The 23,921-nt window shown below is 70.0% G+C and carries 18 protein-coding genes and 1 pseudogene; 3 read left to right on the top strand and 16 right to left on the bottom strand.

All coding sequences use genetic code 11. The features are described from left to right. Positions 1-121: 121 nt before the first annotated feature. Positions 122-1,240: pseudogene (locus ACQP09_RS21040) on the bottom strand (sensor histidine kinase); the annotation flags it as partial. A gap of 344 nt (positions 1,241-1,584) precedes the next feature. On the opposite strand from ACQP09_RS21040, the gene ACQP09_RS21035 reads away from it, so the two are divergent. Both ACQP09_RS21035 and ACQP09_RS21030 read left to right on the top strand, forming a co-directional pair. Beyond that, the gene (locus tag ACQP09_RS21035) at positions 1,585-3,048 is read left to right on the top strand and encodes an alpha/beta hydrolase (protein ID WP_433401905.1); all 1,464 of its coding nucleotides are present in this window, start codon (positions 1,585-1,587) and stop codon (positions 3,046-3,048) included. A gap of 107 nt (positions 3,049-3,155) precedes the next feature. Continuing rightward, positions 3,156-3,764 (top strand): Uma2 family endonuclease, encoded by a 609-nt coding sequence (locus ACQP09_RS21030; RefSeq protein ID WP_433406694.1) that lies wholly within the window; start codon positions 3,156-3,158, stop codon positions 3,762-3,764. A gap of 27 nt (positions 3,765-3,791) precedes the next feature. On the opposite strand, the gene recQ is transcribed toward ACQP09_RS21030, so the two are convergent. The 15 genes from recQ to ACQP09_RS20955 form a co-directional block, all read right to left on the bottom strand. After that, positions 3,792-5,861: a DNA helicase RecQ gene (gene recQ, locus ACQP09_RS21025; RefSeq protein WP_433406693.1), complete on the bottom strand. Its 2,070-nt coding sequence runs from the start codon at positions 5,859-5,861 to the stop codon at positions 3,792-3,794. A gap of 184 nt (positions 5,862-6,045) precedes the next feature. Further along, the gene (gene nuoN / locus ACQP09_RS21020; RefSeq protein ID WP_433401903.1) at positions 6,046-7,710 is read right to left on the bottom strand and encodes an NADH-quinone oxidoreductase subunit NuoN; all 1,665 of its coding nucleotides are present in this window, start codon (positions 7,708-7,710) and stop codon (positions 6,046-6,048) included. Beyond that, positions 7,707-9,278: an NADH-quinone oxidoreductase subunit M gene (locus ACQP09_RS21015; protein ID WP_433401901.1), complete on the bottom strand. Its 1,572-nt coding sequence runs from the start codon at positions 9,276-9,278 to the stop codon at positions 7,707-7,709. Before ACQP09_RS21015 ends, nuoN begins: the two co-directional genes overlap by 4 nt. 4 nt (positions 9,279-9,282) lie before the next feature. Beyond that, positions 9,283-11,178: an NADH-quinone oxidoreductase subunit L gene (nuoL, locus tag ACQP09_RS21010; protein WP_433401899.1), complete on the bottom strand. Its 1,896-nt coding sequence runs from the start codon at positions 11,176-11,178 to the stop codon at positions 9,283-9,285. Positions 11,179-11,191: 13 nt separating this feature from the next. Then, positions 11,192-11,491, bottom strand: coding sequence for an NADH-quinone oxidoreductase subunit NuoK (nuoK, locus tag ACQP09_RS21005; RefSeq protein ID WP_031127582.1), 300 nt, complete (start codon positions 11,489-11,491; stop codon positions 11,192-11,194). Then, complete coding sequence (locus tag ACQP09_RS21000; RefSeq protein WP_433401898.1) at positions 11,488-12,354, bottom strand: NADH-quinone oxidoreductase subunit J; 867 nt, start codon at positions 12,352-12,354, stop codon at positions 11,488-11,490. The genes nuoK and ACQP09_RS21000 overlap by 4 nt, the downstream gene beginning before the upstream one ends. Then, entirely contained in the window at positions 12,351-13,031 is a 681-nt protein-coding gene (gene nuoI / locus ACQP09_RS20995; RefSeq protein WP_432147254.1) for an NADH-quinone oxidoreductase subunit NuoI, read from the bottom strand. The genes ACQP09_RS21000 and nuoI overlap by 4 nt, the downstream gene beginning before the upstream one ends. Then, on the bottom strand, positions 13,024-14,424 hold the full coding sequence (nuoH, locus tag ACQP09_RS20990; RefSeq protein ID WP_433401896.1) for an NADH-quinone oxidoreductase subunit NuoH: 1,401 nt from the start codon (positions 14,422-14,424) through the stop codon (positions 13,024-13,026). Before nuoH ends, nuoI begins: the two co-directional genes overlap by 8 nt. After that, the gene (locus tag ACQP09_RS20985) at positions 14,424-16,934 is read right to left on the bottom strand and encodes an NADH-quinone oxidoreductase subunit G (protein ID WP_433401895.1); all 2,511 of its coding nucleotides are present in this window, start codon (positions 16,932-16,934) and stop codon (positions 14,424-14,426) included. The genes nuoH and ACQP09_RS20985 overlap by 1 nt, the downstream gene beginning before the upstream one ends. Beyond that, positions 16,931-18,313 (bottom strand): NADH-quinone oxidoreductase subunit NuoF, encoded by a 1,383-nt coding sequence (gene nuoF / locus ACQP09_RS20980; protein WP_433401893.1) that lies wholly within the window; start codon positions 18,311-18,313, stop codon positions 16,931-16,933. The genes ACQP09_RS20985 and nuoF overlap by 4 nt, the downstream gene beginning before the upstream one ends. Beyond that, entirely contained in the window at positions 18,310-19,179 is an 870-nt protein-coding gene (nuoE, locus tag ACQP09_RS20975; RefSeq protein ID WP_433406691.1) for an NADH-quinone oxidoreductase subunit NuoE, read from the bottom strand. The genes nuoF and nuoE overlap by 4 nt, the downstream gene beginning before the upstream one ends. A gap of 26 nt (positions 19,180-19,205) precedes the next feature. Beyond that, the gene (locus tag ACQP09_RS20970) at positions 19,206-20,528 is read right to left on the bottom strand and encodes an NADH-quinone oxidoreductase subunit D (RefSeq protein WP_433401892.1); all 1,323 of its coding nucleotides are present in this window, start codon (positions 20,526-20,528) and stop codon (positions 19,206-19,208) included. Beyond that, positions 20,528-21,253: an NADH-quinone oxidoreductase subunit C gene (locus tag ACQP09_RS20965; protein WP_433401890.1), complete on the bottom strand. Its 726-nt coding sequence runs from the start codon at positions 21,251-21,253 to the stop codon at positions 20,528-20,530. Before ACQP09_RS20965 ends, ACQP09_RS20970 begins: the two co-directional genes overlap by 1 nt. Beyond that, positions 21,250-21,804 carry a NuoB/complex I 20 kDa subunit family protein gene (locus ACQP09_RS20960; RefSeq protein WP_018490715.1) on the bottom strand — a complete coding sequence of 185 codons (555 nt, stop codon included), beginning with the start codon at positions 21,802-21,804 and terminating at the stop codon, positions 21,250-21,252. Before ACQP09_RS20960 ends, ACQP09_RS20965 begins: the two co-directional genes overlap by 4 nt. A gap of 17 nt (positions 21,805-21,821) precedes the next feature. Then, positions 21,822-22,181 (bottom strand): NADH-quinone oxidoreductase subunit A, encoded by a 360-nt coding sequence (locus tag ACQP09_RS20955; RefSeq protein ID WP_404064931.1) that lies wholly within the window; start codon positions 22,179-22,181, stop codon positions 21,822-21,824. Between the two features lie 810 nt (positions 22,182-22,991). On the opposite strand from ACQP09_RS20955, the gene ACQP09_RS20950 reads away from it, so the two are divergent. Beyond that, positions 22,992-23,852, top strand: coding sequence for a C40 family peptidase (locus ACQP09_RS20950; protein WP_433401887.1), 861 nt, complete (start codon positions 22,992-22,994; stop codon positions 23,850-23,852). Positions 23,853-23,921: the final 69 nt, after the last annotated feature.

Here is a 23,921-nt window from a genome sequence, read left to right as displayed (position 1 = left end):
CGTCGTCCGGCCGTGGTGACCGGGCGGGCTCGTCGTCGGGCCAGGGTGACGAGGCGGGCTCGTCGTCCGGCCGTGGTGACCGGGCGGGCTCGTCGTCGGGCCGGGGCGGCCGGGCGGGCTCGTCCGGCCAGGGCAGTCGGGCGGAGAGGGAGAACCCGCCGTCGGGTGACGGGTGGTGGCCGATGGTCCCGCCGACCGCCTGGACCCGCTCGGCGAGGCCCGGCAGGCCGTACCCGGAGGCCGGCGGCCGGGCCCACGTACGGGCGGCCGGACCGTTGCCGACGGCGATACCGAGCGCGCCGCCGGGCTCCCCGTCCAGAGTGATCCGGACCGGGGCGCCGGGGGCGTGCTTGGCGGCGTTGGTCAGCGCTTCCCGCACGATGCGGTAGCAGAGGTCGCCCACCGGGTCCGGGGGTTCGCCGGTCGTGGCGACGGTGAGCGTCACGTCCATGCCGGAGGCGCGGGCGTCGTCCACCAGGGCCGGGACCCGGTCGTAGGAGGGGCGGGGCGGCTCCGGGCGGTCCGGCTGCTCGGCCCGGAGCACGCCGAGGACATCGCGCAGATCCTCCAGGGCCCGGTGCGAACCCTCCGCGATACCCCGTACCAGGACGGCGCGCTCCTCCTCCGCCAGGTCGGCCCGGTGGTCCAGCGCCCCGGCCTGCAGGGCGACCAGGGAGATCCGGTGGGCGAGGCTGTCGTGCATCTCGCGGGCGATGCGGTTGCGCTCCAGCACCCGGGCCCGGTCCGCCAGGGCGGCCTGTTCCCGTTCCGCGCTCCGGGCCCGCTCCCGGAGCGACAGGACTTCCGCGCGACGGGCTCCGACGGCCCATCCCGTGGCGATGGCGAACCCCGCCGTCAGCAGTTGCAGGACGAGTTGGATCCAGGGGGCGCCGGGCGGCCGCTCCACCGGATACAGCCCCGTGGTGAACAGCGGGGCGAGGACGAATGCGGCCACCACGGGCGCGATCTCGGCCGGACGCCGCCGGGCCGCCAGGGAGCCGATCGCCAGCAGCGCCGCTCCGGACGCGAGGGCAGAGGCGGCGGACGCGAGGGCGACGACGAGCGCCACGGGGACGGGGAACCGCCGCCGCCAGGCCACCGCGACCAGGCAGCCGAGCGCGATGAGCGGGTCACCGGTGACGAACCAGGAGCAGGAGTCGGCCGCGCAGCCGCGCGGCAGCAACGCTCCGGTGAGCAGCCAGAGCAGCACCCCCACAGCGGCGGCCGCCCCGATCCGCACCGCCTGCTGCCAAGGGCCCTGGGAAGGCGCGGGCTCTCGGGGAGGCGCAGTCGTGCGGGGAGGCGCGGTCGTGCGAGGTAGCACGGGCCCTCGGGGTGGCGCAGGCTCTCCGGGTGGCGCGGGCCCTTGGGGTGGCACGGCGTCCGTCTCCATCGGTTCATTATCGCGACGCCGTGCGCCCGGGACGTCCGCCCTGGGGAGGGGACCACCTTCGACTCCGGTCGAAGAGCCGCGTCCGCCCACCCGTCTCCGGTCCTGGGCACGACGGCCCGATCGGACGATGCGCCGACAGCCGCGCGGTCGGAAGACTGATGGCTTCTCACGGACGACGAGGAGGACTTCGTATGCGCCGGAAACCCCTGGCCCTGGCTCTTGCCGCCACCGCCGTCGTCGCGACCTGGGTCGCCCCGGCCTCGGGCGCGACACCGGACGCGGCGGCCACCGCACCGGCACCGCTGAAGTGGGGGCCCTGTCCGGGGGCGAACCCTCCGAAACAGCTCCAGTGCGGCACGCTGAAGGTACCGCTGGACTACCGCGATCCCGGGGGCCGCCGGATCGAGATCGCGGTCTCCCGGCTGCCGAGCCAGAAGCCCGCGCAGCGCCGCGGTGCGCTGTTCACCAACCCGGGCGGCCCCGGAGGCGCCGGCCTGGGCTACCCCTTGGGTCTCGCGGCGCAACTGCCCCAACAGGTGCTGGACACCTACGACATCATCGGCATGGACCCGCGCGGTGTGGGTCGCAGCACCCCGGTGACCTGCGATCTGACGCCGAGCCAGCTGAAGCGCGGCGCGTACCCCACGTACGCCCACGGCCCGGCCGACATCGTGCGCGAGGCACGGTACGCGCGCGGCCTCGCCCAGCAGTGCGCCGCGTCCGACACCGCGTGGATGCTGCCGCACACCACGACGGCGAACACCGCGCGGGACATGGACCGCATCCGGGCCGCCATCGGCGAGCCCAAGATCTCCTATCTCGGAGCCTCGTACGGCACCCAGCTCGGTGCCACCTACGCGCAGCTGTTCCCCGAGCGCGGCAACCGGATCGTGCTCGACAGCGTCCTCGGCCCGCGCGGCTACGACGTCACCGCGTTCCGGCTGCTGGCACGCGGCATGGAGGACCGGTTCCCCGATTTCGCGGCGTACGCGTCCCAGCACCCCGAGTACGGGCTCGGCACCACGCCCGCCCAGGTGGAGGCCACGTACTCCGCCCTCGCCCGCCGCCTGGACGCCGAGCCGCAAGGGAACATCACCGGAACCCTGTTCCGCGGGCTGACCCTGGAACTGCTCTACTCCGACGCGCAGCTTCCGGAGCTGGCGACGATGTGGCAGACCCTGAAGGCGGGGAAGCCCTACCCCTTCGAGCCGACACCGGACCAGGAGAACTCCGCCGCCTCCCGCCTCCACGTCCTGTGCGCGGACTCCCGGTGGCCCCGCCACCAGCTCAGCTACCAACTGAACGTCCTGGTCGACCGCGCGCGGTATCCCAAGCTCGGCGCCTCGACGGCGAACATCACCCCCTGCGCGTTCTGGCCGTCCGAGCACCGCGAGCCGCCGGTGCGCATCGGCGACCGGGGCCCGTCGAACATCCTGCTGGTCCAGAACGAACGCGACCCGGGAACCCCGCTGGCGGGAGCCCTGAAGCTCCGGCAGGCACTGGGCCAACGGGCCAGGATGGTCACCGCTGACCAGGGCGGCCACGGCGTCTACCCCTTCGGCGCCAACACCTGCGCCAACGAGGCGACGACCACGTTCCTCACCACGGGCAAGCGCCCGGCAGGCGATCTGCGCTGCGCCGCGAACACCCCCTAGACAGCGGTCAGCTTCGCGAGAACCGTTCACACGTTCAGGTCATCCGGATCCCGTTCCCGACGGATACGCTGGTCAGGCCCGCGAGACTCCTCCCCATGGGAGCAATGATGCGCATCGACCCCGAGGCCTCCGAGCCGCGGTGGGCGGTCCCGCCCGAGGGCGGCTGGACCGCCGATGACCTGGACACACTCCCGAATCTGCCTCCGCACACGGAGCTGATCGACGGGAGCCTCGTTTTCATGAGTCCGCAGACCTTGTTCCACACGCGGGCGGTCAGCTTCTTCGAGTGGCAGCTGCAGTCCCTGGCGCCGCCCGAGCTGGAGGTCGTGCGCGAGTTCACCATCGACATCGACCGCTACAACCGGCCCGAGCCCGATGTGATCGTCGTTGACGGCGACGTCATCCAGGACCCGAACCAGACCCGGTTCCCTGCCGAGTCGGTGCGTCTCGCCATCGAGGTGGTCTCCCCCGAGTCCCGGTCCCGCGACCGGGAGACCAAACCCGTGAAGTACGCCCGCGCGACGATCCCCCACTACTGGCGGGTGGAGAACCACGACGGGCGGGCTGTCGTGTACGTCTTCGAGCGGGAGCCGGCCACGGGGGCGTACACCTCGACGGGGATCTTCCACGACCGGATGAAGGTGTCGGTGCCCTTCCCCGTGGACCTGGACCTCACCGCGATCACGCCTCGGCGCCGGGCGGCGGCCCCGGAGTAACTCCCACCGCCCGGCCCGCCGCGCCTCTCACTCGTACTCCGGCGGCTCCTCGTCCCAGGCGAACTCGGGGTCGCCGGCCGGCTGGGCTGCGGGAGCTGCCGGGGCTGCGGAAGCCTTCGTACGGGCCGGGGCCGGGGCCTGAGCCGCCGCGCGGGGCGCGGGAGCCGTCGGTGCCGGGGCCTCCGGAGCAGCGGCCGTGGCCCCCGGAGCCGTCTCCGCCAGGACCTCCAGCACGCCCTCCCCGTACGTCGCGAGCTTCTTCTCGCCCAGGCCGCTGATCCCGCCCAGCTCCGCGAGCGACGACGGATGGACCGTCGCGATCTCCCTCAGCGTCGCGTCGTGGAAGATCACGTACGCCGGGACACCCTGCTCCTTGGCCGTCGCGCCGCGCCAGGCGCGCAGCGCCTCGAAGACCGGGACCGCGGAGGACGGGAGGTCGGCCGGGGCCGCCTTGCCCTTGGCGGACCTGGAGCCGCCGGCCGAGGACGACGAGCGGGACGTGGGCTTCTTCGGCTCCTTGCGGAGCAGGACCTCGCGCTCCCGGCCGAGCACCGTGGCGCTGTCGTCGGTGAGGACCAGCGTGCCGTACTCCCCCTCCACCGCGAGCAGGCCCTGCGCCAGCAGCTGGCGGACCACGCCGCGCCACTCCGCCTCGGCCAGCTCCTCGCCGATGCCGAAGACGGAGAGCTGGTCGTGGTCGAACTGGATGACCTTGGCGGTCTTGCGGCCGAGCAGGATGTCGATGATCTGGCCCGCGCCGAACTTCTGGTTCCGCTCGCGCTTGAGGCGGACCACCGTGGAGAGCAGCTTCTGCGAGACGACCGTGCCGTCCCAGGTCTCCGGCGGGGTCAGGCAGGTGTCGCAGTTGCCGCAGTTAGCGGCCGTGGGCTCCTGGCCGAAGTACGTCAGCAGCTGGGCCCGGCGGCACTGGACCGTCTCGCAGAGCGCCAGCATCGAGTCCAGGTGGGCGGCGGCCCGGCGGCGGTGGGCCTCGTCGCCCTCCCCGCCCTGGATGAGCTTGCGCTGCTGGACGACGTCCTGGAGCCCGTACGCCATCCAGGCCGTCGACGGCTCCCCGTCACGGCCCGCGCGGCCGGTCTCCTGGTAGTACCCCTCGACGGACTTCGGGAGGTCCAGGTGGGCGACGAAGCGGACGTCCGGCTTGTCGATGCCCATGCCGAAGGCGATGGTCGCGACGACGACGAGGCCCTCCTCGCGGAGGAAGCGCGCCTGGTGGGCGGCGCGCGTGGAGGCGTCGAGACCCGCGTGGTACGGCACGGCGTCGATGCCGTTGCGGCTCAGATACTCCGCGATCTTCTCCGTGGAGGCGCGCGAGAGGCAGTAGACGATGCCCGCGTCCCCGGCGTGCTCCTCCTGGAGGAAGGTGAGGAGCTGCTTCTTCGGGTCGGACTTCGGGACGATCCGGTACTGGATGTTGGGCCGGTCGAAGCTGGCGACGAAGTGTTTCGCCTCCGGCATGCCGAGGCGGCGGGTGATCTCCTGGTGCGTGGCGTCCGTGGCGGTCGCCGTCAGGGCGATGCGCGGGACGTCGGGCCAGCGCTCGCCGAGCACCGACAGGGCCAGATAGTCCGGGCGGAAGTCGTGGCCCCACTGGGCGACGCAGTGCGCCTCGTCGATCGCGAAGACGGAGATCTCGCCCCGGGCCAGCAGCGAGAGGGTGGAGTCCAGCCGCAGCCGCTCCGGCGCCAGGTAGAGCAGGTCCAGCTCGCCCGCGAGGAACTGCGCCTCCATCGACCTGCGCTCGTCGAAGTCCTGCGTGGAGTTCATGAAGCCGGCCCGCACACCGAGCGCGCGCAGGGCGTCGACCTGGTCCTGCATGAGCGCGATCAGTGGCGAGACGACGACGCCGGTGCCGCGCCTGACCAGGGACGGGATCTGGTAGCAGAGGGACTTTCCACCACCGGTCGGCATGAGCACGACGGCGTCACCGCCGGCCACCACATGCTCGATGACCGCGCCCTGCTCGCCGCGGAACGCGTCGTATCCGAAGACCCGGTGCAGCGTCCGCCGCGCCTCGGTCTCGGAAGGGTCGGCGGTGTCGGTGCCGTTGCCGGTTACCGTCCCGGTCACATCCATGCTCACGCTTCCCAATGCTCTGTCCCCCGGGGCCCGCGGCCGTCCGGTCCGTAGTCCCTGCCGTCCGCGCCGTCCGGCCCTTGTCCGTCTGCTCTCCGTCCCCGACCACGATAGGCGCCTCCTACGACAACGCCGGACGGTCTGTGGATAAAGACCGTCCGGCGCTGTTCGCTGTGCGTTCCGCCTACCGCACGAAGACCCCCGCCTGGCCCGCGAGGTCCAGGAAGTACTGCGGGGCCAGGCCCAGCACCAGCGTGACCGCCACGCCCACCGCGATCGTCGTCATCGTCAGCGGCGACGGCACGGCGACCGTGGGGCCGTCCGCCTTCGGTTCGCTGAAGAACATCAGGACGATCACGCGGATGTAGAAGAAGGCCGCGATCGCCGACGAGATCACACCGACCACGACCAGCGCACCCGCACCGCTCTCCGCCGCCGCCTTGAAGACGGCGAACTTGCCGGAGAAGCCCGAGGTGAGCGGGATCCCGGCGAAGGCGAGCAGGAACACCGCGAAGACCGCCGCGACCAGCGGCGACCGGCGTCCGAGCCCGGCCCACTTCGACAGGTGCGTGGCCTCGCCGCCCGCGTCCCGTACCAGCGTGACAACGGCGAACGCGCCGACCGTCACGAAGGAGTACGCGCCCAGGTAGAAGAGGACCGAGGAGACCCCTTCCGGGCTGGTCGCGATGACACCGGCCAGGATGAACCCCGCGTGCGCGATCGAGGAGTAGGCCAGCAGCCGCTTGATGTCGGTCTGGGTGATCGCGACGACCGCCCCGCCCAGCATCGTGATGATCGCGACCGCCCACAGGACCGGCCGCAGGTCCCAGGTGAGCCCGGGGAGCACCACGTACAGCAGGCGCAGCAGCGCGCCGAACGCGGCGACCTTGGTGGCGGCGGCCATGAAGCCGGTGACCGGGGTCGGGGCGCCCTGGTAGACGTCCGGGGTCCACATGTGGAACGGGACGGCGCCGACCTTGAAGAGCAGGCCGACCAGGATCATCGCGCCGCCGATGAGCAGCAGTGCGTCGTTGCCCATGGTGCCGGCGAGGGCCGGGTCGATCTCCAGGACCGAGCCGTCGACGACGTTGGCGATGGTGGCGTACGAGAGGGAGCCCGCGTAGCCGTAGAGGAGGGCGATCCCGAAGAGCAGGAACGCCGAGGAGAACGCGCCGAGCAGGAAGTACTTCACGGCCGCCTCCTGCGACATCAGCCGCTTGCGGCGGGCGATGGCGCAGAGGAGGTAGAGCGGGAGCGAGAAGACTTCCAGCGCGATGAAGAGGGTCAGCAGGTCGTTGGCGGCGGGGAAGACGATCAGGCCGGCCACCGAGAAGAGGGTCAGCGGGAAGACCTCGGTGGTGGTGAAACCCGCGCGGACGGCGGCCTTCTCGGCGTCGCTGCCGGGGACCGTACCGGCCTGGGCGGCGAAGGAGTCGACCCGGTTGCCGTGGGCCGTCGGGTCGAGCCGGCGTTCGGCGAAGGTGAAGACGGCCACCACGGAGACCAGGAGGATGGTCCCTTGGAGGAACAGGGTGGGTCCGTCGATTGCGATGGCACCCATGGCCGCGACCTGCGCCTTCGTGGTGGCGTATCCGCCGGCCGCGAGGGACACGACGGCGGCGAACGCGGCGGCCAGCGCCACCACGGTCAGCAGGAGCTGGGTGTGGTAGCGGGCCTTACGCGGGACGAAGGCCTCCACCAGGATGCCCAGGACGGCGCCGATCACGATGATCAGGACGGGCGCGAGCTGGGCGTACTCGATGGTGGGCGCCGTGAAGCGGTCACCCGGGGCTGCGAAGTTCACCCCGCTCGCCGTCGTCCACAGGCTGTGGACAGCTGTTGCGCTCACTTGGCGGCCTCCACCTGGGGCTGGGGGTCCTTCTTCTGTACGTCGGACATGGTGTGCTTGACCGCCGGGTTGACGACCTCGGTGAGCGGCTTCGGGAAGACGCCCAGCAGGAGCAGGAGCGCGATCAGCGGTACGGCGACCACCAGCTCACGCGCCTTGAGGTCGGGCATGGTGCGGACCGACTCGGCGACCGGGCCGGTCATCGTCCGCTGGTAGAGGACGAGGACGTAGATCGCGGCGAGCACGATGCCGGAGGTGGCGATGATTCCGGCCACCGGGTAGGCGCTGAACGTGCCGACCAGCACCAGGAACTCGCTGACGAACGGGGCGAGTCCCGGCAGCGACAGGGTCGCCAGACCGCCGATGAGGAAGGTGCCCGCCAGCACGGGGGCGACCTTCTGCACCCCGCCGTAGTCCGCGATGAGCCGCGAGCCGCGCCGGGTGATGAGGAATCCGGCGACCAGCAGCAGCGCGGCGGTGGAGATGCCGTGGTTGACCATGTAGAGCGTGGCGCCCGACTGGCCCTGGCTGGTCATCGCGAAGATGCCCAGGATGATGAAGCCGAAGTGCGAGATCGAGGCGTAGGCGATGAGCCGCTTGATGTCGCGCTGGCCGACCGCAAGCAGCGCTCCGTAGACGATGGAGACGAGCGCCAGGGCGATGACGACCGGGGTCGCCCACTTGCTGGCCTCCGGGAAGAGCCCGAGGCAGAAGCGGAGCATCGCGAAGGTGCCGACCTTGTCGACGATCGCGGTGATGAGCACGGCGACCGGTGCGGTCGCCTCGCCCATCGCGTTGGGCAGCCAGGTGTGCAGCGGCCAGAGCGGGGCCTTGATCGCGAAGGCGAGGAAGAACCCGAGGAAGAGCCACCGCTCGGTGGAGGTCGCCATCTCCAGGGAGCCGTCGGCACGGGCCGCCGCGATCTCGGTGAGCGAGAAGCTGCCCGCGACCACGTAGAGCCCGATGACGGCGGCCAGCATGATCAGGCCGCCGGCCAGGTTGTAGAGCAGGAACTTTACTGCCGCGTACGAGCGTTGCTTCGCGGCGTTCTCGTCGCTGCCCGCGTGCGCCCGGTCGCCGAAGCCTCCGATGAGGAAGTACATCGGGATGAGCATGGCTTCGAAGAGGATGTAGAAGAGGAAGACGTCGGTCGCGAGGAACGACAGGACCACCATGGCCTCGACCATGAGGATCAGCGCGAAGAAGCCCTGGGTGGGGCGCCAGCGCGAGGACTTCGTCTCCAGGGGGTCGGCGTCGTGCCAGCCGGCCACGATGACGAACGGGATCAGCAGCGCGGTGAGCCCGAGGAGGGCCACCCCGATGCCGTCCACGCCCAGTTCGTACCGGACGCCGAAGTCGGCGATCCAGGCCCGGGACTCGGTCAGTTGGTAGCGGTCGCCGCCCGGCTCGAAGCGAGCGGAGACGATGCCCGCCAGCACGAGCGTGCCGAGAGAGAAGAACAGCGCGACCCACTTGGCCACGGTGCGCTGTGCGGCGGGGACGGCGGCGGTGGCGATGGCTCCGATGGCCGGGAGCGCCGCCGTCGCGGTCAGGAGGGGAAAGGACATGTGATCAGACCGCCCTCATCAGCAGGGTCGCGGCGATGACGACCGCCGCACCGCCGAACATCGAGACCGCGTAGGAGCGGGCGTAGCCGTTCTGCAGCTTGCGCAGCCGGCCGGAGAGCCCGCCGACCGACGCGGCCGTGCCGTTGACGACGCCGTCGACCAGGGAGTGGTCGACGTAGACGAGCGAGCGGGTGAGGTGCTCGCCGCCGCGGACCAGGACCACGTGGTTGAAGTCGTCCTGGAGCAGGTCGCGGCGGGCCGCCCGGGTGAGCAGCGAACCGCGCGGGGCCACGACGGGCACCGGCTTGCGCCCGTACATCGTCCAGGCGATCGCGACCCCGATGAGCAGGGCGACGACGGTGGCTCCGGTGACGGTGGCCACGCTCAGCGGGGAGTGCCCGTGGTCGTAACCGGTGACCGGCTCCAGCCAGTTGACGAAGCGGTCACCGATGGCGAAGAAGCCACCGGCGAAGACCGATCCGACGGCCAGCACGATCATCGGGATCGTCATGGACTTCGGGGACTCGTGCGGGTGCGGCTCGCGGCCTTCGGCGTCGGGCTGCCAGCGCTTCTCGCCGAAGAAGGTCATCAGCATCACGCGCGTCATGTAGAACGCGGTGATCGCGGCGCCGAGCAGGGCGACGGAGCCGAGGATCCAGCCCTCGGTGCCGCCCTTGGCGAAGGCCGCCTCGATGATCTTGTCCTTGGAGAAGAAGCCGGAGAGGCCCGGGAAGCCGATGATGGCGAGGTAGCCGAGGCCGAAGGTGATGAAGGTGACCGGCATGTACTTCCGCAGGCCGCCGTACTTCCGCATGTCGACCTCGTCGTTCATGCCGTGCATCACCGAACCGGCTCCCAGGAAGAGCCCGGCCTTGAAGAAGCCGTGCGTCACCAGGTGCATGATCGCGAAGATGTAGCCGATCGGGCCGAGGCCCGCGGCGAGGATCATGTAGCCGATCTGCGACATCGTGGAGCCGGCGAGCGCCTTCTTGATGTCGTCCTTGGCGCAACCGACGATCGCACCGAAGATCAGCGTGACCGCGCCGACGATGGCGACGACCAGCTGGGCGTCCGGGGCGCCGTTGAAGATGGCGCCGGAGCGGACGATAAGATAGACACCGGCGGTGACCATGGTCGCGGCGTGGATGAGGGCGGAGACCGGGGTCGGGCCCTCCATCGCGTCACCGAGCCAGGACTGCAGCGGCACCTGGGCCGACTTGCCGCACGCGGCGAGCAGCAGCATCAGGCCGATCGCCGTCAGCGTGCCCTCGCTCGTCTCACCGGTCGCCTCCAGCACCGGCCCGAAGGCGAAGGTGCCGAAGGTGGTGAACATCAGCATGATGGCGATCGAAAGACCCACGTCACCGACGCGGTTGACCAGGAAGGCCTTCTTCGCGGCGGTGGCCGCGCTGGGCTTGTGCTGCCAGAAGCCGATGAGCAGGTACGACGCCAGACCGACGCCCTCCCACCCGACGTACAGCAGCAGGTAGTTGTCGGCGATGACCAGGATCAGCATCGCCGCGAGGAACAGGTTGAGATAGCCGAAGAAGCGGCGCCTGCGCTCGTCGTGCTCCATGTAGCCGATGGAGTAGATGTGGATCAGGGTGCCCACACCGGTGATGAGCAGGACGAACGTCATCGACAGCTGGTCGAGCTGGAAGGCGATGTCGGCCTGGAAGCCCTCCACCGGAATCCAGCTGAACAGGTGCTGGTGCAGGGCCCGGTCCTCGGCGCCCTTCCCCAGCATGTCGGCGAAGAGGACGACGCCGACGACGAACGAGGCGGCGGCGAGCGCGGTGCCGAGCCAGTGCCCGGTCTTGTCGAGCCGGCGGCCGCCGCAGAGCAGGACCGCCGCTCCGAGCAGGGGCGCCGCGACGAGCAGCGCGATCAGGTTCTCCACGATTCCGGTCCCCTTACAGCTTCATCAGGCTGGCGTCGTCGACCGAGGCCGAGTGGCGGGAGCGGAACAACGACACGATGATCGCGAGCCCGACGACGACTTCCGCGGCGGCGACGACCATCACGAAGAAGGCGACGATCTGTCCGTCGAGGTTTCCGTGCATCCGGGAGAACGTGACGAGCGCCAGGTTGCACGCGTTGAGCATCAGCTCGATGCACATGAAGAGCACGATCACGTTCCGCCGGATCAGCACCCCGGAGGCGCCGATCGCGAACAGCAGGGCCGCGAGGTAGAGATAGTTGACCGGGTTCACTTGGCGGCCTCCGAGTTCTCCGCCGCGGAGGCGGGGTTCGCCCCGCGTGCTACGGCGTCCGCGTCCTCACGTCCGAGCCGCTCGCCGGAGCGCTGCTCCAGGGCCTTGAGATCGGCGAGGGCCTCCTGGGAGACATCGCGGATCTGGCCCCGGTCGCGCAGCGTCTTCATGACGGTGAGGTCGGACGGGGTGCCGTCGGGCAGCAGGCCGGCGATGTCCACCGCGTTGTGCCGGGCGTAGACACCGGGGGCGGGCAGCGGCGGGAGGTGCTTGCCGCGCACGCGCTCCTCGGACATCTCCCGCTGGGTCTTGGCCCGTTCGGTGCGCTCGCGGTGCGTGAGCACCATCGCTCCGACGGTCGCGGTGATCAGCAGGGCGCCGGTGATCTCGAAGGCGAAGACGTACTTGGTGAAGATGAGGTTGGCGAGCCCCTCCACGTTGCCGCCGTGCAGGGCGTTGGCGGCGCCGAGCCCGTTGAAGGTGGACAGCGACGCGTTGCCGATGCCCGCGATCAGCAGGATGCCGAAGCCGAGGCCGCAGCCGAGGGCCAGCCAGCGCTGGCCCTTGAGGGTCTCCTTGAGGGAGTCCGCCGCGGTGACGCCGACGAGCATGACGACGAAGAGGAACAGCATCATGATCGCGCCGGTGTAGACGATGATCTGGACGATGCCGAGGAAATAGGCGCCGTTGGCGAGGTAGAAGACGGCGAGGACGACCATCGTCCCGGCGAGTGCCAGCGCGCTGTGCACGGACTTCTTCAGCAGGATCGTGGCCAGCGCGCCGATCACGGCGACGGTGCCCAGGATCCAGAACTGGACGGCCTCACCGGTCGAGGTGGTGGAGGCCGCGGCGATCGCGTTCATGCTCCGGCCCCCTTGCCCTGCTGTGCGCCGGCGGATCCGGCGGACTCGTCGGGCTTCTGCTCGCCCTTGGAGAGCGCCGGCTGGACCACCGTGCCGGGAGCGGCCTCGGTGACCAGGCCCCGGTAGTAGTCCTGTTCGTCCATGCCCGGGAAGATCGAGTGCGGGCTGTCGACCATGCCTTCCTCCAGCCCCGCGAGCAGCTCGTCCTTGGTGTAGATGAGGCTCTCGCGGGTGGTGTTAGCGAGCTCGAACTCGTTCGTCATCGTCAGCGCCCGGGTGGGGCAGGCCTCGATGCAGAGTCCGCAGAGGATGCAGCGCGCGTAGTTGATCTGGTAGACGCGGCCGTAGCGCTCGCCCGGGGAGTAGCGCTCCTCCTCGGTGTTGTCCGCGCCCTCCACGTAGATGGCGTCCGCCGGACACGCCCAGGCGCACAGCTCGCAGCCGACGCACTTCTCCAGGCCGTCCGGGTGGCGGTTGAGCTGGTGGCGGCCGTGGAAGCGGGGCGCCGTCACCTTCGGCGTCTCGGGATACTGCTCGGTCAGCCGCTTCTTGAACATGGCCTTGAAGGTCACGCCGAAGCCGGCCACGGGGTTCTGGAACTTCTCCCCCGCCGCTCCCGATTCGCCCGAGGACCCAGCGGATCCCGATGAGCCCGTGAGCTCTGGTTTCTCAGACACCGCCGGCCTCCTTTCCGTCACTCGCGTTTCCGTCACTCTGAGTATCGGGCCCACCACTGACAACGAGCTCCCGCTCGCGCCTCGGTACGCGCCTGGGCACCGGCGGCAGGGTCTGTCCGGGCAGCGGTGGCACCGGGAATCCGCCCGCCATCGGGTCGAACGCGGGCTCCGGTCCGGCCTCCGCCTCCTGGGCCCTGACCCGGCGGTCCCGGAACATGTCCACGACCAGCGAGATCAGCAGGATGGCGAGCACCGCCCCGCCGACGTACAGCACGATCCGGGAGAAGTCGTAGCCCTCGTTCCGCAGCGCGCGGACGGTGGCGACGAGCATCAGCCAGCCGACCGAGACCGGGATCAGGACCTTCCAGCCGAGCTTCATCAGCTGGTCGTAGCGGACGCGTGGCAGCGTGCCGCGCAGCCAGATGAAGAAGAAGATCAGCGCCTGGAGCTTCAGGAAGAACCAGAGCATCGGCCACCAGCCGTGGTTCGCCCCCTCCCAGAACGCGGAGATCGGGTACGGGGCCCGCCAGCCGCCGAGGAACAGCGTCACCGCGATCATCGACACGGTCACCATGTGGATGTACTCGGCGAGCATGAACATCGCGAACTTGATGGAGCTGTACTCGGTGTTGAAGCCGCCGACCAGGTCGCCCTCGGACTCCGGCATGTCGAACGGGGCCCGGCTGGCCTCGCCGACCATCGTCACCATGTAGATGAGGAAGGACATCGGCAGCAGGATGATGTACCACCGGTCGCCCTGCGCCTCCACGATCGTCGAGGTCGACATCGACCCGGAGTAGAGGAAGACCGAGGCGAACGCGGCGCCCATGGCGATCTCGTACGAAATCATCTGGGCGCACGAGCGGATCCCGCCGAGCAGCGGGTACGTCGAGCCCGAGGACCAGCCGCCGAGAACGAATCCGTACACGCCGACCGCGCCGACCGCGAGGATGTAGAGCGCGGCGATCGGCAGGTCGGTGAGCTGCATCGTCGTACGGGTGCCGAAGATCGAGACCTCGTTGCCCGCCGGACCGAACGGGATGACCGCGACCGCCATGAAGGCGGGGATCGCCGCGAGGATCGGCGCGAGGACGTAGACCGCCTTGTCCGCCCGCTTGACGATGACGTCTTCCTTCAGCATCAGCTTGACGCCGTCGGCGAGCGACTGGAGCAGCCCCCAGGGGCCGTGCCGGTTGGGGCCGATGCGCAGCTGCATCCAGGCGACGACCTTGCGCTCCCACACGATGGAGAAGAGCACGATCAGCATCAGGAACGCGAAGCAGAAGACCGCCTTGACCAGCACCAGCCACCAGGGGTCGGTGCCGAACATCGAGAGGTCCTCGGCGGCGATGACGGCACCCTGGGGTGCCGTGGTGAGTGCGGTGAGGCCCATCACGCTCGTACCTCCGACGGTTCTACGGGAGCGCCCGGTACGGCGGCGGGGCCGATTCGGACCAGGCCACCGGGGTTGGCGCCGGTGTCGGCGGGGATGCCGCGTCCCACCGAGTTCAGCGGCACCCAGACCACGCGGTCCGGCATGTCGGTGACCTGGAGCGGGAGTTCGACGGTGCCGGAGGGGCCGGTGACGGCGAGCAGGTCGCCGTCCTTGACGCCGGTCTCGGCAGCGGTGGTGGCGGAGAGCCGGGCGAGCGCCGCGTGCCGGGTTCCGGCGAGCGCGGTGTCGCCCTCCTGGAGCCGGCCGAGGTCGAGCAGCATGCGGTGGCCCGCGAGGACCGCCTCGCCGTCGCCGGGCCGGGGCAGCGGCTGCGCCGGTTCGCGCGGGTCGTCCGCGTGGCCGCCCTCCCAGCCGCCGAGCCGGTCCAGCTCGCGGCGAGCGGCGGTCAGGTCCGGCAGCGCGAAGTGCACGTCCATGGCGTCGGCCAACATGTGCAGGACACGGGAGTCGACCGGCGAGAGCGTACGGGGCATCTGCTCCGGCTTCAGCGCCGCCTGGAACATCCGGACCCGGCCCTCCCAGTTGAGGAAGGTGCCGGACTTCTCCGCGACGGCGGCGACCGGGAAGACCACATCGGCCCGGGCGGTCACCTCGCTCGGCCGCAGCTCCAGCGAGACCAGGAACCCGACCTCGTCCAGGGCCGTCAGCGCCCGCGCCGGGTCCGGCAGGTCCTCCACGCCGACGCCTGCGACGAGCAGCGCGCCCAGCTCACCGGTGGCCGCGGCCTCGATGATCTGGCCGGTGTCGCGGCCGTGGCGGGTGGGCAGTTCGGCGACGCGCCAGACGGCGGCCACCTCGTCCCGGGCCCGCGGGTCGGTGGCCGGGCGGCCGCCGGGGAGCAGGGTGGGGAGCGCGCCCGTCTCCACCGCGCCCCGGTCGCCCGCCCGGCGCGGAATCCACACCAGGCGTGCGCCGGTCGCGGTGGCGGTACGAATAGCAGCGGAAAGCGCGCCGGGCACACCCGCGAGCCGCTCGCCGACGATGATCAGGGAGTGCTCACCGCGCAACGCCTCGGCGGCGGCCGCCCCTTCGGCCTCCAGGCCGACCCCGCCCGCGAGCGCGTCCAGCCACTCGGTCTCGGTGCCGGGGGCGGCGGGCAGCAGCGTGCCGCCCGCCTTCACCAGGCCGCGCGTGGCGTGCGAGGCGAGGGCGAAGGTCTTCTGGCCGCTCTTGCGGTGGGCCTTGCGGAGCCTCAGGAAGACGCCGGGGGCCTCCTCCTCGGACTCGAACCCGACAAGCAGGACCGCGGGGGCCTTCTCCAGCGCGGTGTACGTGACCCCCTCGCCGTCCAGGTCCCGGCCGCGTCCGGCGACGCGGGCGGCCAGGAAGTCGGCCTCCTCGGCGCTGTGGACCCGGGAGCGGAAGTCGATGTCGTTGGTGTCGAGGGCGACCCGGGCGAACTTGCTGTACGCGTAGGAGTCCTCGACTGTCAGCCGGCCGCCGGTCAGGACGCCGGTACGGCCCCGGGCGGCGAGGAGTCCGGCCGCCGCGACCTCCAGCGCCTCGGGCCAGCTCGCCGGCTCCAGGACACCGTCGGCGTTGCGGACCAGCGGGGTGGTGAGGCGGTCGCGCTGCTGGGCGTAGCGGAAGCCGAACCTCCCCTTGTCGCAGATCCACTCCTCGTTGACCTCGGGCTCGTTGGCCGCGAGGCGCCGCATGACCTTGCCGCGCCGGTGGTCGGTGCGCATCCCGCAGCCGCCGGAGCACTGCTCGCACACCGAGGGGGTGGAGACCAGGTCGAAGGGGCGGGAGCGGAAGCGGTACGCCGCCGAGGTCAGCGCGCCGACCGGGCAGATCTGGATGGTGTTGCCGGAGAAGTACGACTCGAAGGGGTCGCCCTCGCCGGTGCCGACCTGCTGGAGGGCGCCGCGCTCGATCAGCTCGATCATCGGGTCGCCCGCCACCTGGTTGGAGAACCGGGTGCAGCGCGCGCAGAGCACGCACCGCTCACGGTCCAGCAGCACCTGGGTGGAGATCGGGACGGGCTTCTCGAAGGTCCGCTTCTTCCCGTCGAACCGGGAGTCGGCGTCGCCGTGCGACATCGCCTGGTTCTGCAGCGGACACTCGCCGCCCTTGTCGCAGACCGGGCAGTCCAGCGGGTGGTTGATCAGCAGCAGCTCCATCACGCCCTTCTGCGCCTTCTCGGCGACAGGAGAGGTGATCTGCGACTTGACGACCATGCCGTCGGTGCAGGTGATGGTGCAGGAGGCCATCGGCTTGCGCTGGCCCTCCACCTCGACGATGCACTGCCGGCAGGCGCCGGCCGGGTCGAGGAGCGGATGGTCGCAGAAGCGCGGGATCTCGATGCCGAGGAGTTCGGCGGCCCGGATGACCAGGGTCCCCTTGGGGACGCTGATCTCGATGCCGTCGATGGTCAGCGTGACCAGGTCCTCGGGCGGGATGGCCGCCTCGCCGCCCCCGGAGGGCGCACTCGTGGTGACTGTCATGCGTTCACCCCCCGGTGAGCGTTCTTGCCGTCGGTGTTCTTGTCGTCGGCCCAGGCCGTGGATTTCGCCGAGTCGAAGGGGCAGCCCTTGCCGGTGATGTGCTGCTCGTACTCCTCGCGGAAGTACTTGAGCGAGGAGAAGATCGGTGAGGCGGCGCCGTCGCCGAGCGCGCAGAACGACTTGCCGTTGATGTTGTCGGCGATGTCGTTGAGCTTGTCCAGGTCGGCCATCTGGCCCTTGCCCGCCTCGATGTCGCGGAGCAACTGGACCAGCCAGTACGTCCCTTCGCGGCACGGCGTGCACTTGCCGCAGGACTCGTGGGCGTAGAACTCGGTCCAGCGGGTGACGGCCCGCACCACGCAGGTCGTCTCGTCGAAGCACTGGAGCGCCTTGGTGCCGAGCATGGACCCGGCGGCGCCGACACCTTCGTAGTCGAGGGGTACGTCGAGGTGCTCGTCGGTGAACATCGGGGTGGAGGAGCCGCCCGGGGTCCAGAACTTGAGGCGGTGACCGGCCCGCATCCCGCCGCTCATGTCGAGGAGCTGGCGGAGCGTGATGCCGAGCGGGGCCTCGTACTGGCCGGGGCTGGTGACGTGGCCGCTGAGCGAGTAGAGCGTGAAGCCCGGGGACTTCTCGCTGCCCATCGACTTGAACCAGTCCTTGCCCCGGTTCAGGATCGCGGGAACCGAGGCGATGGACTCGACGTTGTTCACCACAGTGGGGCAGGCGTACAGACCGGCGACCGCGGGGAAAGGAGGTCGCAGCCGGGGCTGGCCACGCCGTCCTTCGAGAGAGTCGAGCAGCGCGGTTTCCTCACCACAGATGTACGCGCCGGCACCTGCGTGCACCGTGAGTTCCAGATCGAGCCCTGAGTCCAGGATGTTCGTCCCCAGATAGCCCGCCTCGTACGCCTCTCGTACGGCCTCGTGCAGTCGTCGCAGCACGGGGACGACCTCACCGCGCAGGTAGATGAATGCGTGCGACGAACGGATCGCGTAACAGGCGATCACGATGCCCTCGATGAGGCTATGCGGGTTCGCGAAGAGGAGCGGGATGTCCTTACAGGTCCCCGGCTCCGATTCGTCGGCGTTGACAACTAGATAGTGCGGTTTCCCATCGCCCTGCGGGATGAACTGCCACTTCATCCCGGTGGGGAAGCCGGCGCCGCCGCGTCCGCGCAGACCGGAGTCCTTGACGTACGCGATGAGGTCGTCGGGGTCCATGGCGAGGGCCTTGCGCAGTCCCTCGTACCCCTCGTGGCGGCGGTAGGTCTCCAGGGTCCAGGACTCGGGCTGGTCCCAGAAGGAGGAGAGGACGGGGGCGAGCAGCTTCTCGGGGCTCGTCCCGTTGTGGTCGATCTCGGCGGCCAAGGTCATCACTCCCCCTCCTCGGCTGCGGGCCCGGCCGGGAACTCCGGGTCGGAGGCCGAGGTCTGCTGCGGTGCGTCGTGCGAGCTGAGGCGCTCGGTGGGCGACGGATCGTGGACCTGTGCGTCGTGCGGCTGCGCGTCGTGCGACGGTGCGTCCTCGCGCTGCCCGCCTCCCGGCTGTCCGTCGCGCGGGGCGACGACCCGGGCCTTCGGCAGCGCCTCGCCCTTGGCAAGCTTGAGCCCGATGAGGGAGGCGGGGCCGGCGCCGCCGGTGGCCTCGACGGCACCGGGGCGCTCGTCGGGGAAGCCGGCCAGGATGCGGGCGGTCTCCTTGTAGGAGCAGAGCGGGGCGCCCCGGGTGGGCTCGACGGTCCGCCCGGCGATCAGGTCGTCGACGAGCTGCGTGGCGCTCTCGGGCGTCTGGTTGTCGAAGAACTCCCAGTTCACCATCACGACGGGCGCGAAGTCGCAGGCCGCGTTGCACTCGATGTGTTCGAGGGTGACCTTGCCGTCCTCGGTCGTCTCGTTGTTACCGACGCCGAGGTGCTCCTTGAGCGTGTCGAAGATGGCGTCGCCTCCCATGACCGCGCACAGGGTGTTGGTGCAGACCCCTACCTGGTAATCACCACTGGGCTTGCGGCGGTACATGGAGTAGAAGGTGGCGACGGCCGTGACCTCGGCGGTGGTGAGGCCGAGGGTCTCGGCGCAGAAGGCCATCCCCGTACGGGAGACGTATCCCTCCTCGGACTGGACGAGGTGGAGCAGCGGCAGCAGTGCGGAGCGGCTTCCCGGGTAGCGGGCGATCACCTCCTTCGCGTCCGCGTCGAGCCGGGCGCGCACGTCGGCCGGGTAGGCGGGGGCGGGGAGCTGCGGCATCCCCAGACTGACCTCTTGGTTTGCGGTCACCGGTCGACGCCTCCCATCACGGGGTCGATGGACGCGACGGCGACGATCACGTCGGCGACCTGGCCGCCCTCGCACATCGCCGCCATGGCTTGCAGATTGGTGAAGGACGGGTCGCGGAAGTGGACCCGGTAGGGGCGGGTTCCGCCGTCGGAGACGACGTGCACGCCGAGTTCGCCCTTGGGGGACTCGACGGCGGTGTACGTCTGCCCGGCGGGGACCCGGAAGCCTTCGGTCACCAGCTTGAAGTGGTGGATGAGGGCTTCCATGGAGGTGCCCATGATGTTCCTGATGTGGTCGAGCGAGTTGCCGAGTCCGTCCGGACCGAGGGCGAGCTGGGCGGGCCAGGCGATCTTCTTGTCCGCGACCATGACCGGGCCCGGCTCCAGGCGCTCCAGGCACTGCTCGATGATCCGGAGCGACTCGCGCATCTCGTCCATGCGGATCAGGAAGCGTCCGTAGGAGTCGCAGGTGTCGGTGGTCGGCACCTCGAAGTCGTAGGTCTCGTAGCCGCAGTAGGGGTCGCTCTTGCGCAGGTCGTGCGGAAGCCCGGCGGAGCGCAGGACCGGGCCGGTGGCGCCGAGCGCCATGCAGCCGGTGAGGTCGAGGTAGCCGACGTCCTTCATGCGGGCCTTGAAGATGGGGTTGCCGGTGGCGAGCTTGTCGTACTCCGGCAGGTTCTTCTTCATGGTCCTGATGAACTCGCGCAGTGCGTCGACCGCGCCCGGGGGCAGGTCCTGGGCGAGGCCGCCGGGGCGGACGAACGCGTGGTTCATCCGGAGGCCGGTGATCAGCTCGAAGAGGTCGAGGACCAGTTCGCGGTCGCGGAAGCCGTAGATCATGATCGTGGTCGCGCCCAGCTCCATACCGCCGGTGGCGATGCAGACCAGGTGCGAGGAGATCCGGTTGAGCTCCATCAGGAGCACGCGCAGGACCGTGGCCCGGTCGGGGATCTGGTCCTCGATGCCGAGGAGCTTCTCGACGCCCAGGCAGTACGCCGTCTCGTTGAAGAACGGCGTCAGGTAGTCCATGCGCGTGACGAACGTGGTGCCCTGGGTCCAGCTGCGGAATTCGAGGTTCTTCTCGATGCCGGTGTGGAGGTAGCCGATGCCGCAGCGGGCTTCGGTGACGGTCTCGCCGTCGATCTCCAGGATCAGCCGCAGCACGCCGTGCGTGGACGGGTGCTGGGGGCCCATGTTGACGATGATGCGTTCGTCGTCGGACTTGGCGGCGGATTCGACGACCTCGTCCCAGTCGCCGCCGGTGACCGTATATACGGTCCCTTCGGTCGTGGCACGGGGTGTCGCATGGGGAGTGGTCATCAGGAGTACGACCTCCGCTGGTCCGGAGCCGGGATCTGGGCGCCCTTGTACTCGACGGCGATGCCGCCGAGCGGGTAGTCCTTGCGCTGCGGGAAGCCCTGCCAGTCGTCCGGCATCATGATCCGGGTCAGGGCAGGGTGCCCGTCGAAGACGATGCCGAAGAAGTCGTACGCCTCGCGCTCGTGCCAGTCGTTGGTCGGGTAGACCTCGACGAGGGACGGGATGTGCGGGTCGCTGTCCGGGGCGGAGACCTCCAGTCGGATGATCCGGCCGTGGGTGAGGGACCGCAGGTGGTAGACGGCGTGCAGCTCGCGGCCCTTGTCCCCGAGGAAGTGGACGCCGCTGACGCCCGTACAGAGCTCGAAGCGCAGGGCGGCATCGTCGCGCAGGGTGCGGGCGACCTGGACCAGGTGCTCGCGGGCGATGTGGAAGGTCAGCTCGTCGCGGTCGACGACGGTGCGCTCGATGGCGTTCCCGGGGAGCAGGTCCTGCTCCTCCAGGGCACCTTCGAGCTCGTCGGCCACCTCGTCGAACCACCCGCCGTACGGCCGGGAGGAGGCTCCCGGCAGGGTGATCGTGCGGATGAGGCCGCCGTAACCGGAGGTGTCGCCGCCGTTGTTGGCGCCGAACATCCCCCTGCGTACGCGGATGACCTCGCCGCCGGTGTCGCGCGGGGCGGGTACGGAGTTGCCGTTCTGCCCCTCGCCGTGGGTGTCGTCGCTCACCGCAGGAGCCCCTTCATCTCGATCAGGGGCAGCGCCTTGAGGGCCGCTTCCTCCGCCTCACGGGCGGCTTCCTCGGCGTTGACCCCGAGCTTGCCGTCCTGGATCTTCTGGTGGAGCTTGAGGATGGCGTCCAGCAGCATTTCCGGACGCGGCGGGCATCCCGGGAGATAGATGTCGACCGGGACGATGTGATCAACACCCTGCACAATGGCGTAATTGTTGAACATTCCACCTGATGATGCGCAAACCCCCATGGAGATGACCCACTTGGGGTTCGGCATCTGGTCGTAGACCTGCCGCAGGACGGGCGCCATCTTCTGGCTCACCCGCCCCGCGACGATCATCAGGTCCGCCTGGCGCGGCGATCCGCGGAAGACCTCCATCCCGAACCGGGCCAGGTCGTAGCGGCCCGCACCGGTCGTCATCATCTCGATGGCGCAGCAGGCGAGGCCGAACGTGGCCGGGAAGACGGAGGACTTCCGCACCCAGCCGGCGGCCTGTTCGACCGTGGTCAGTACAAAGCCGCTAGGCAGCTTCTCTTCGAGTCCCATGTGTGCCCCTCAGCCCCTCAGTCCCATTCCAGGCCGCCGCGACGCCAGACATACGCATAGGCGACGAAGACGGTGAGCACGAAGAGCAGCATCTCCACGAGCCCGAAGATCCCCAGGGCGTCGAAGGAGACCGCCCAGGGATAGAGGAAGATGATCTCGATGTCGAAGACGATGAAAAGCATCGCCGTCAGGTAGTACTTGATGGGGAAGCGGCCGCCTCCGGCCGGTGTCGGCGTGGGTTCGATACCGCACTCGTACGCTTCGAGCTTTGCCCGGTTGTACCGCTTGGGGCCGATAAGCGTGGCCATGACCACGGAGAAGATCGCAAACCCTGCCCCGAGGGCGCCGAGCACGAGGATGGGCGCGTAGGCATTCACGCTCCTCGCTCCTTCCAGTCGTCCTTGACCGTTGGACCGCATCGGGCAACCGGCTCGCCACCTCACCAAGATCGTGCACATGTGAGGCAGTTCACAAGCCCGACTGCCCCGCATCCTATGCCCGTCGCCCTGTGATCTGCGACACGGGGTACGTCACCGTCTTTGTGATCTCCACCACCTGACGAAGGATCATGAAGTCGTATGAGCGGTGATCTTCGTACGCGAAGCGCCGAAGTGATCACGAGACGTGACATTCCCTGGTGTTACCGCTGGTCAAAGGCGTGCACCGCTATCAATGGACAGCCACTACAAGCAAATTGGCGATGGATGACGGTGGAGTGATAAGAGCACCGCGTGCCACCCGTCGTCGCCACCCCTCACCCCGACGAGGGGTGGCGGGGACCGAAGAGGACATGTGCACGCATTCACGAACTTCCGGATCACGAGCGCGCGGAGCCCGCCCGGACCCCCTGAAGGGGTCGAAGGAGCGGCCACCGTCGGAGCGGAGCGGACCCGGCCGCGCGCGCGAGGGTTGCCTGCCGCCGAGATCGCCACGCTGTGACCTGCGCCACATGGGCAACCGCTCAGGAAAACCGGGCTTGGCCATCGGTGTGAACGGATGGTAAGCGGCGGGCAATTCGGGCGTATTACCGAAAGACTGAGATCACGACCCTGATCACCCGTGCCCGTTTTGCCCGTTACGGCGTCAATAAAGGCGTACGGAAAGCGGATTCACAGATTCCGAACGTAACTGTGTCGCAACACACGTTTCTTGATGGGACCCCTACAGCCCTGATAGCGCTAGTACCCATGTCCCACACCGCTCACATACCCAGCCACCGGAAGCCCCGCCAGCGCGCCTCGAAGTCGGCGCTGCGAGCCGGAGTTGCCGGTGGCGTCCTCAGCACCATCGCGGTCGCGGGTGCCGCGGGTCCGGCCCAGGCCGAACCGGTGACCCAGACGATCGAGATGCCCACCATCACCGCCGGGCTCTCCACGGCCGTCGCCGCTTCCGCTCAGGCCACGCAGCAGGTCGCCCTCGACCTGGAGGCGCAGGCCCAGGAAGACGCCGCGGCCGAGAGCGCCGCGAAGAAGGCCAAGAAGGCCAAGGCCGAGGCCGTCCGCGAGGCCGAGGCCAAGAAGAAGGCCGAAGCCGCCGCCAAGGCCCGGGCCGAGGCGGAGGCCGAGGAGCGCGCCGAGCGCGCCTCCCGTACGGCCGAGCGCACGACGCTCAGCGCCCCCTCCAGCTCCTCCACGGGCGACTCGGCCTCCGCGTCCGACTCCTCGCCGGCCCCGTCCTCCTCGTCAAACGCCACGGGCTCCGCCGGCGCGATCGTCGCGTTCGCCAAGGCGCAGGTCGGCGACGCGTACATCGGCGGCGGCACCGGCCCCAACGCGTGGGACTGCTCGGGCCTGGTCCAGGCCGCGTACCGCTCGGTGGGCATCGACCTCCCGCGCGTCTCGCAGGACCAGTCGACCGCCGGCACCCAGGTCTCGCTGGACAACCTCCAGCCCGGCGACATCCTGTACTGGGGCGGCGCGGGCAGCGCGTACCACGTGGCGATCTACGTGGGCGGCGGCGAGTTCGTCGGCGCGCAGAACTCCAGCACCGGCACGGTGCAGCGCTCCATGGACTACGACCGGCCGTCCGGCGCGGTCCGCGTTCTCTGATTCACAAGCGGTCCGGGTACACCGGATCGCGCACGGCTGAGGGCCGCCGCTCCCCCGCTCGGGAGCGGC

The organism is Streptomyces sp. CA-146814 (assembly GCF_050942385.1).
GTDB lineage: Bacteria > Actinomycetota > Actinomycetes > Streptomycetales > Streptomycetaceae > Streptomyces.
Note: the sequence above shows the minus strand (reverse complement) of the source record. Positions and strands in the feature narration are given on the sequence as shown.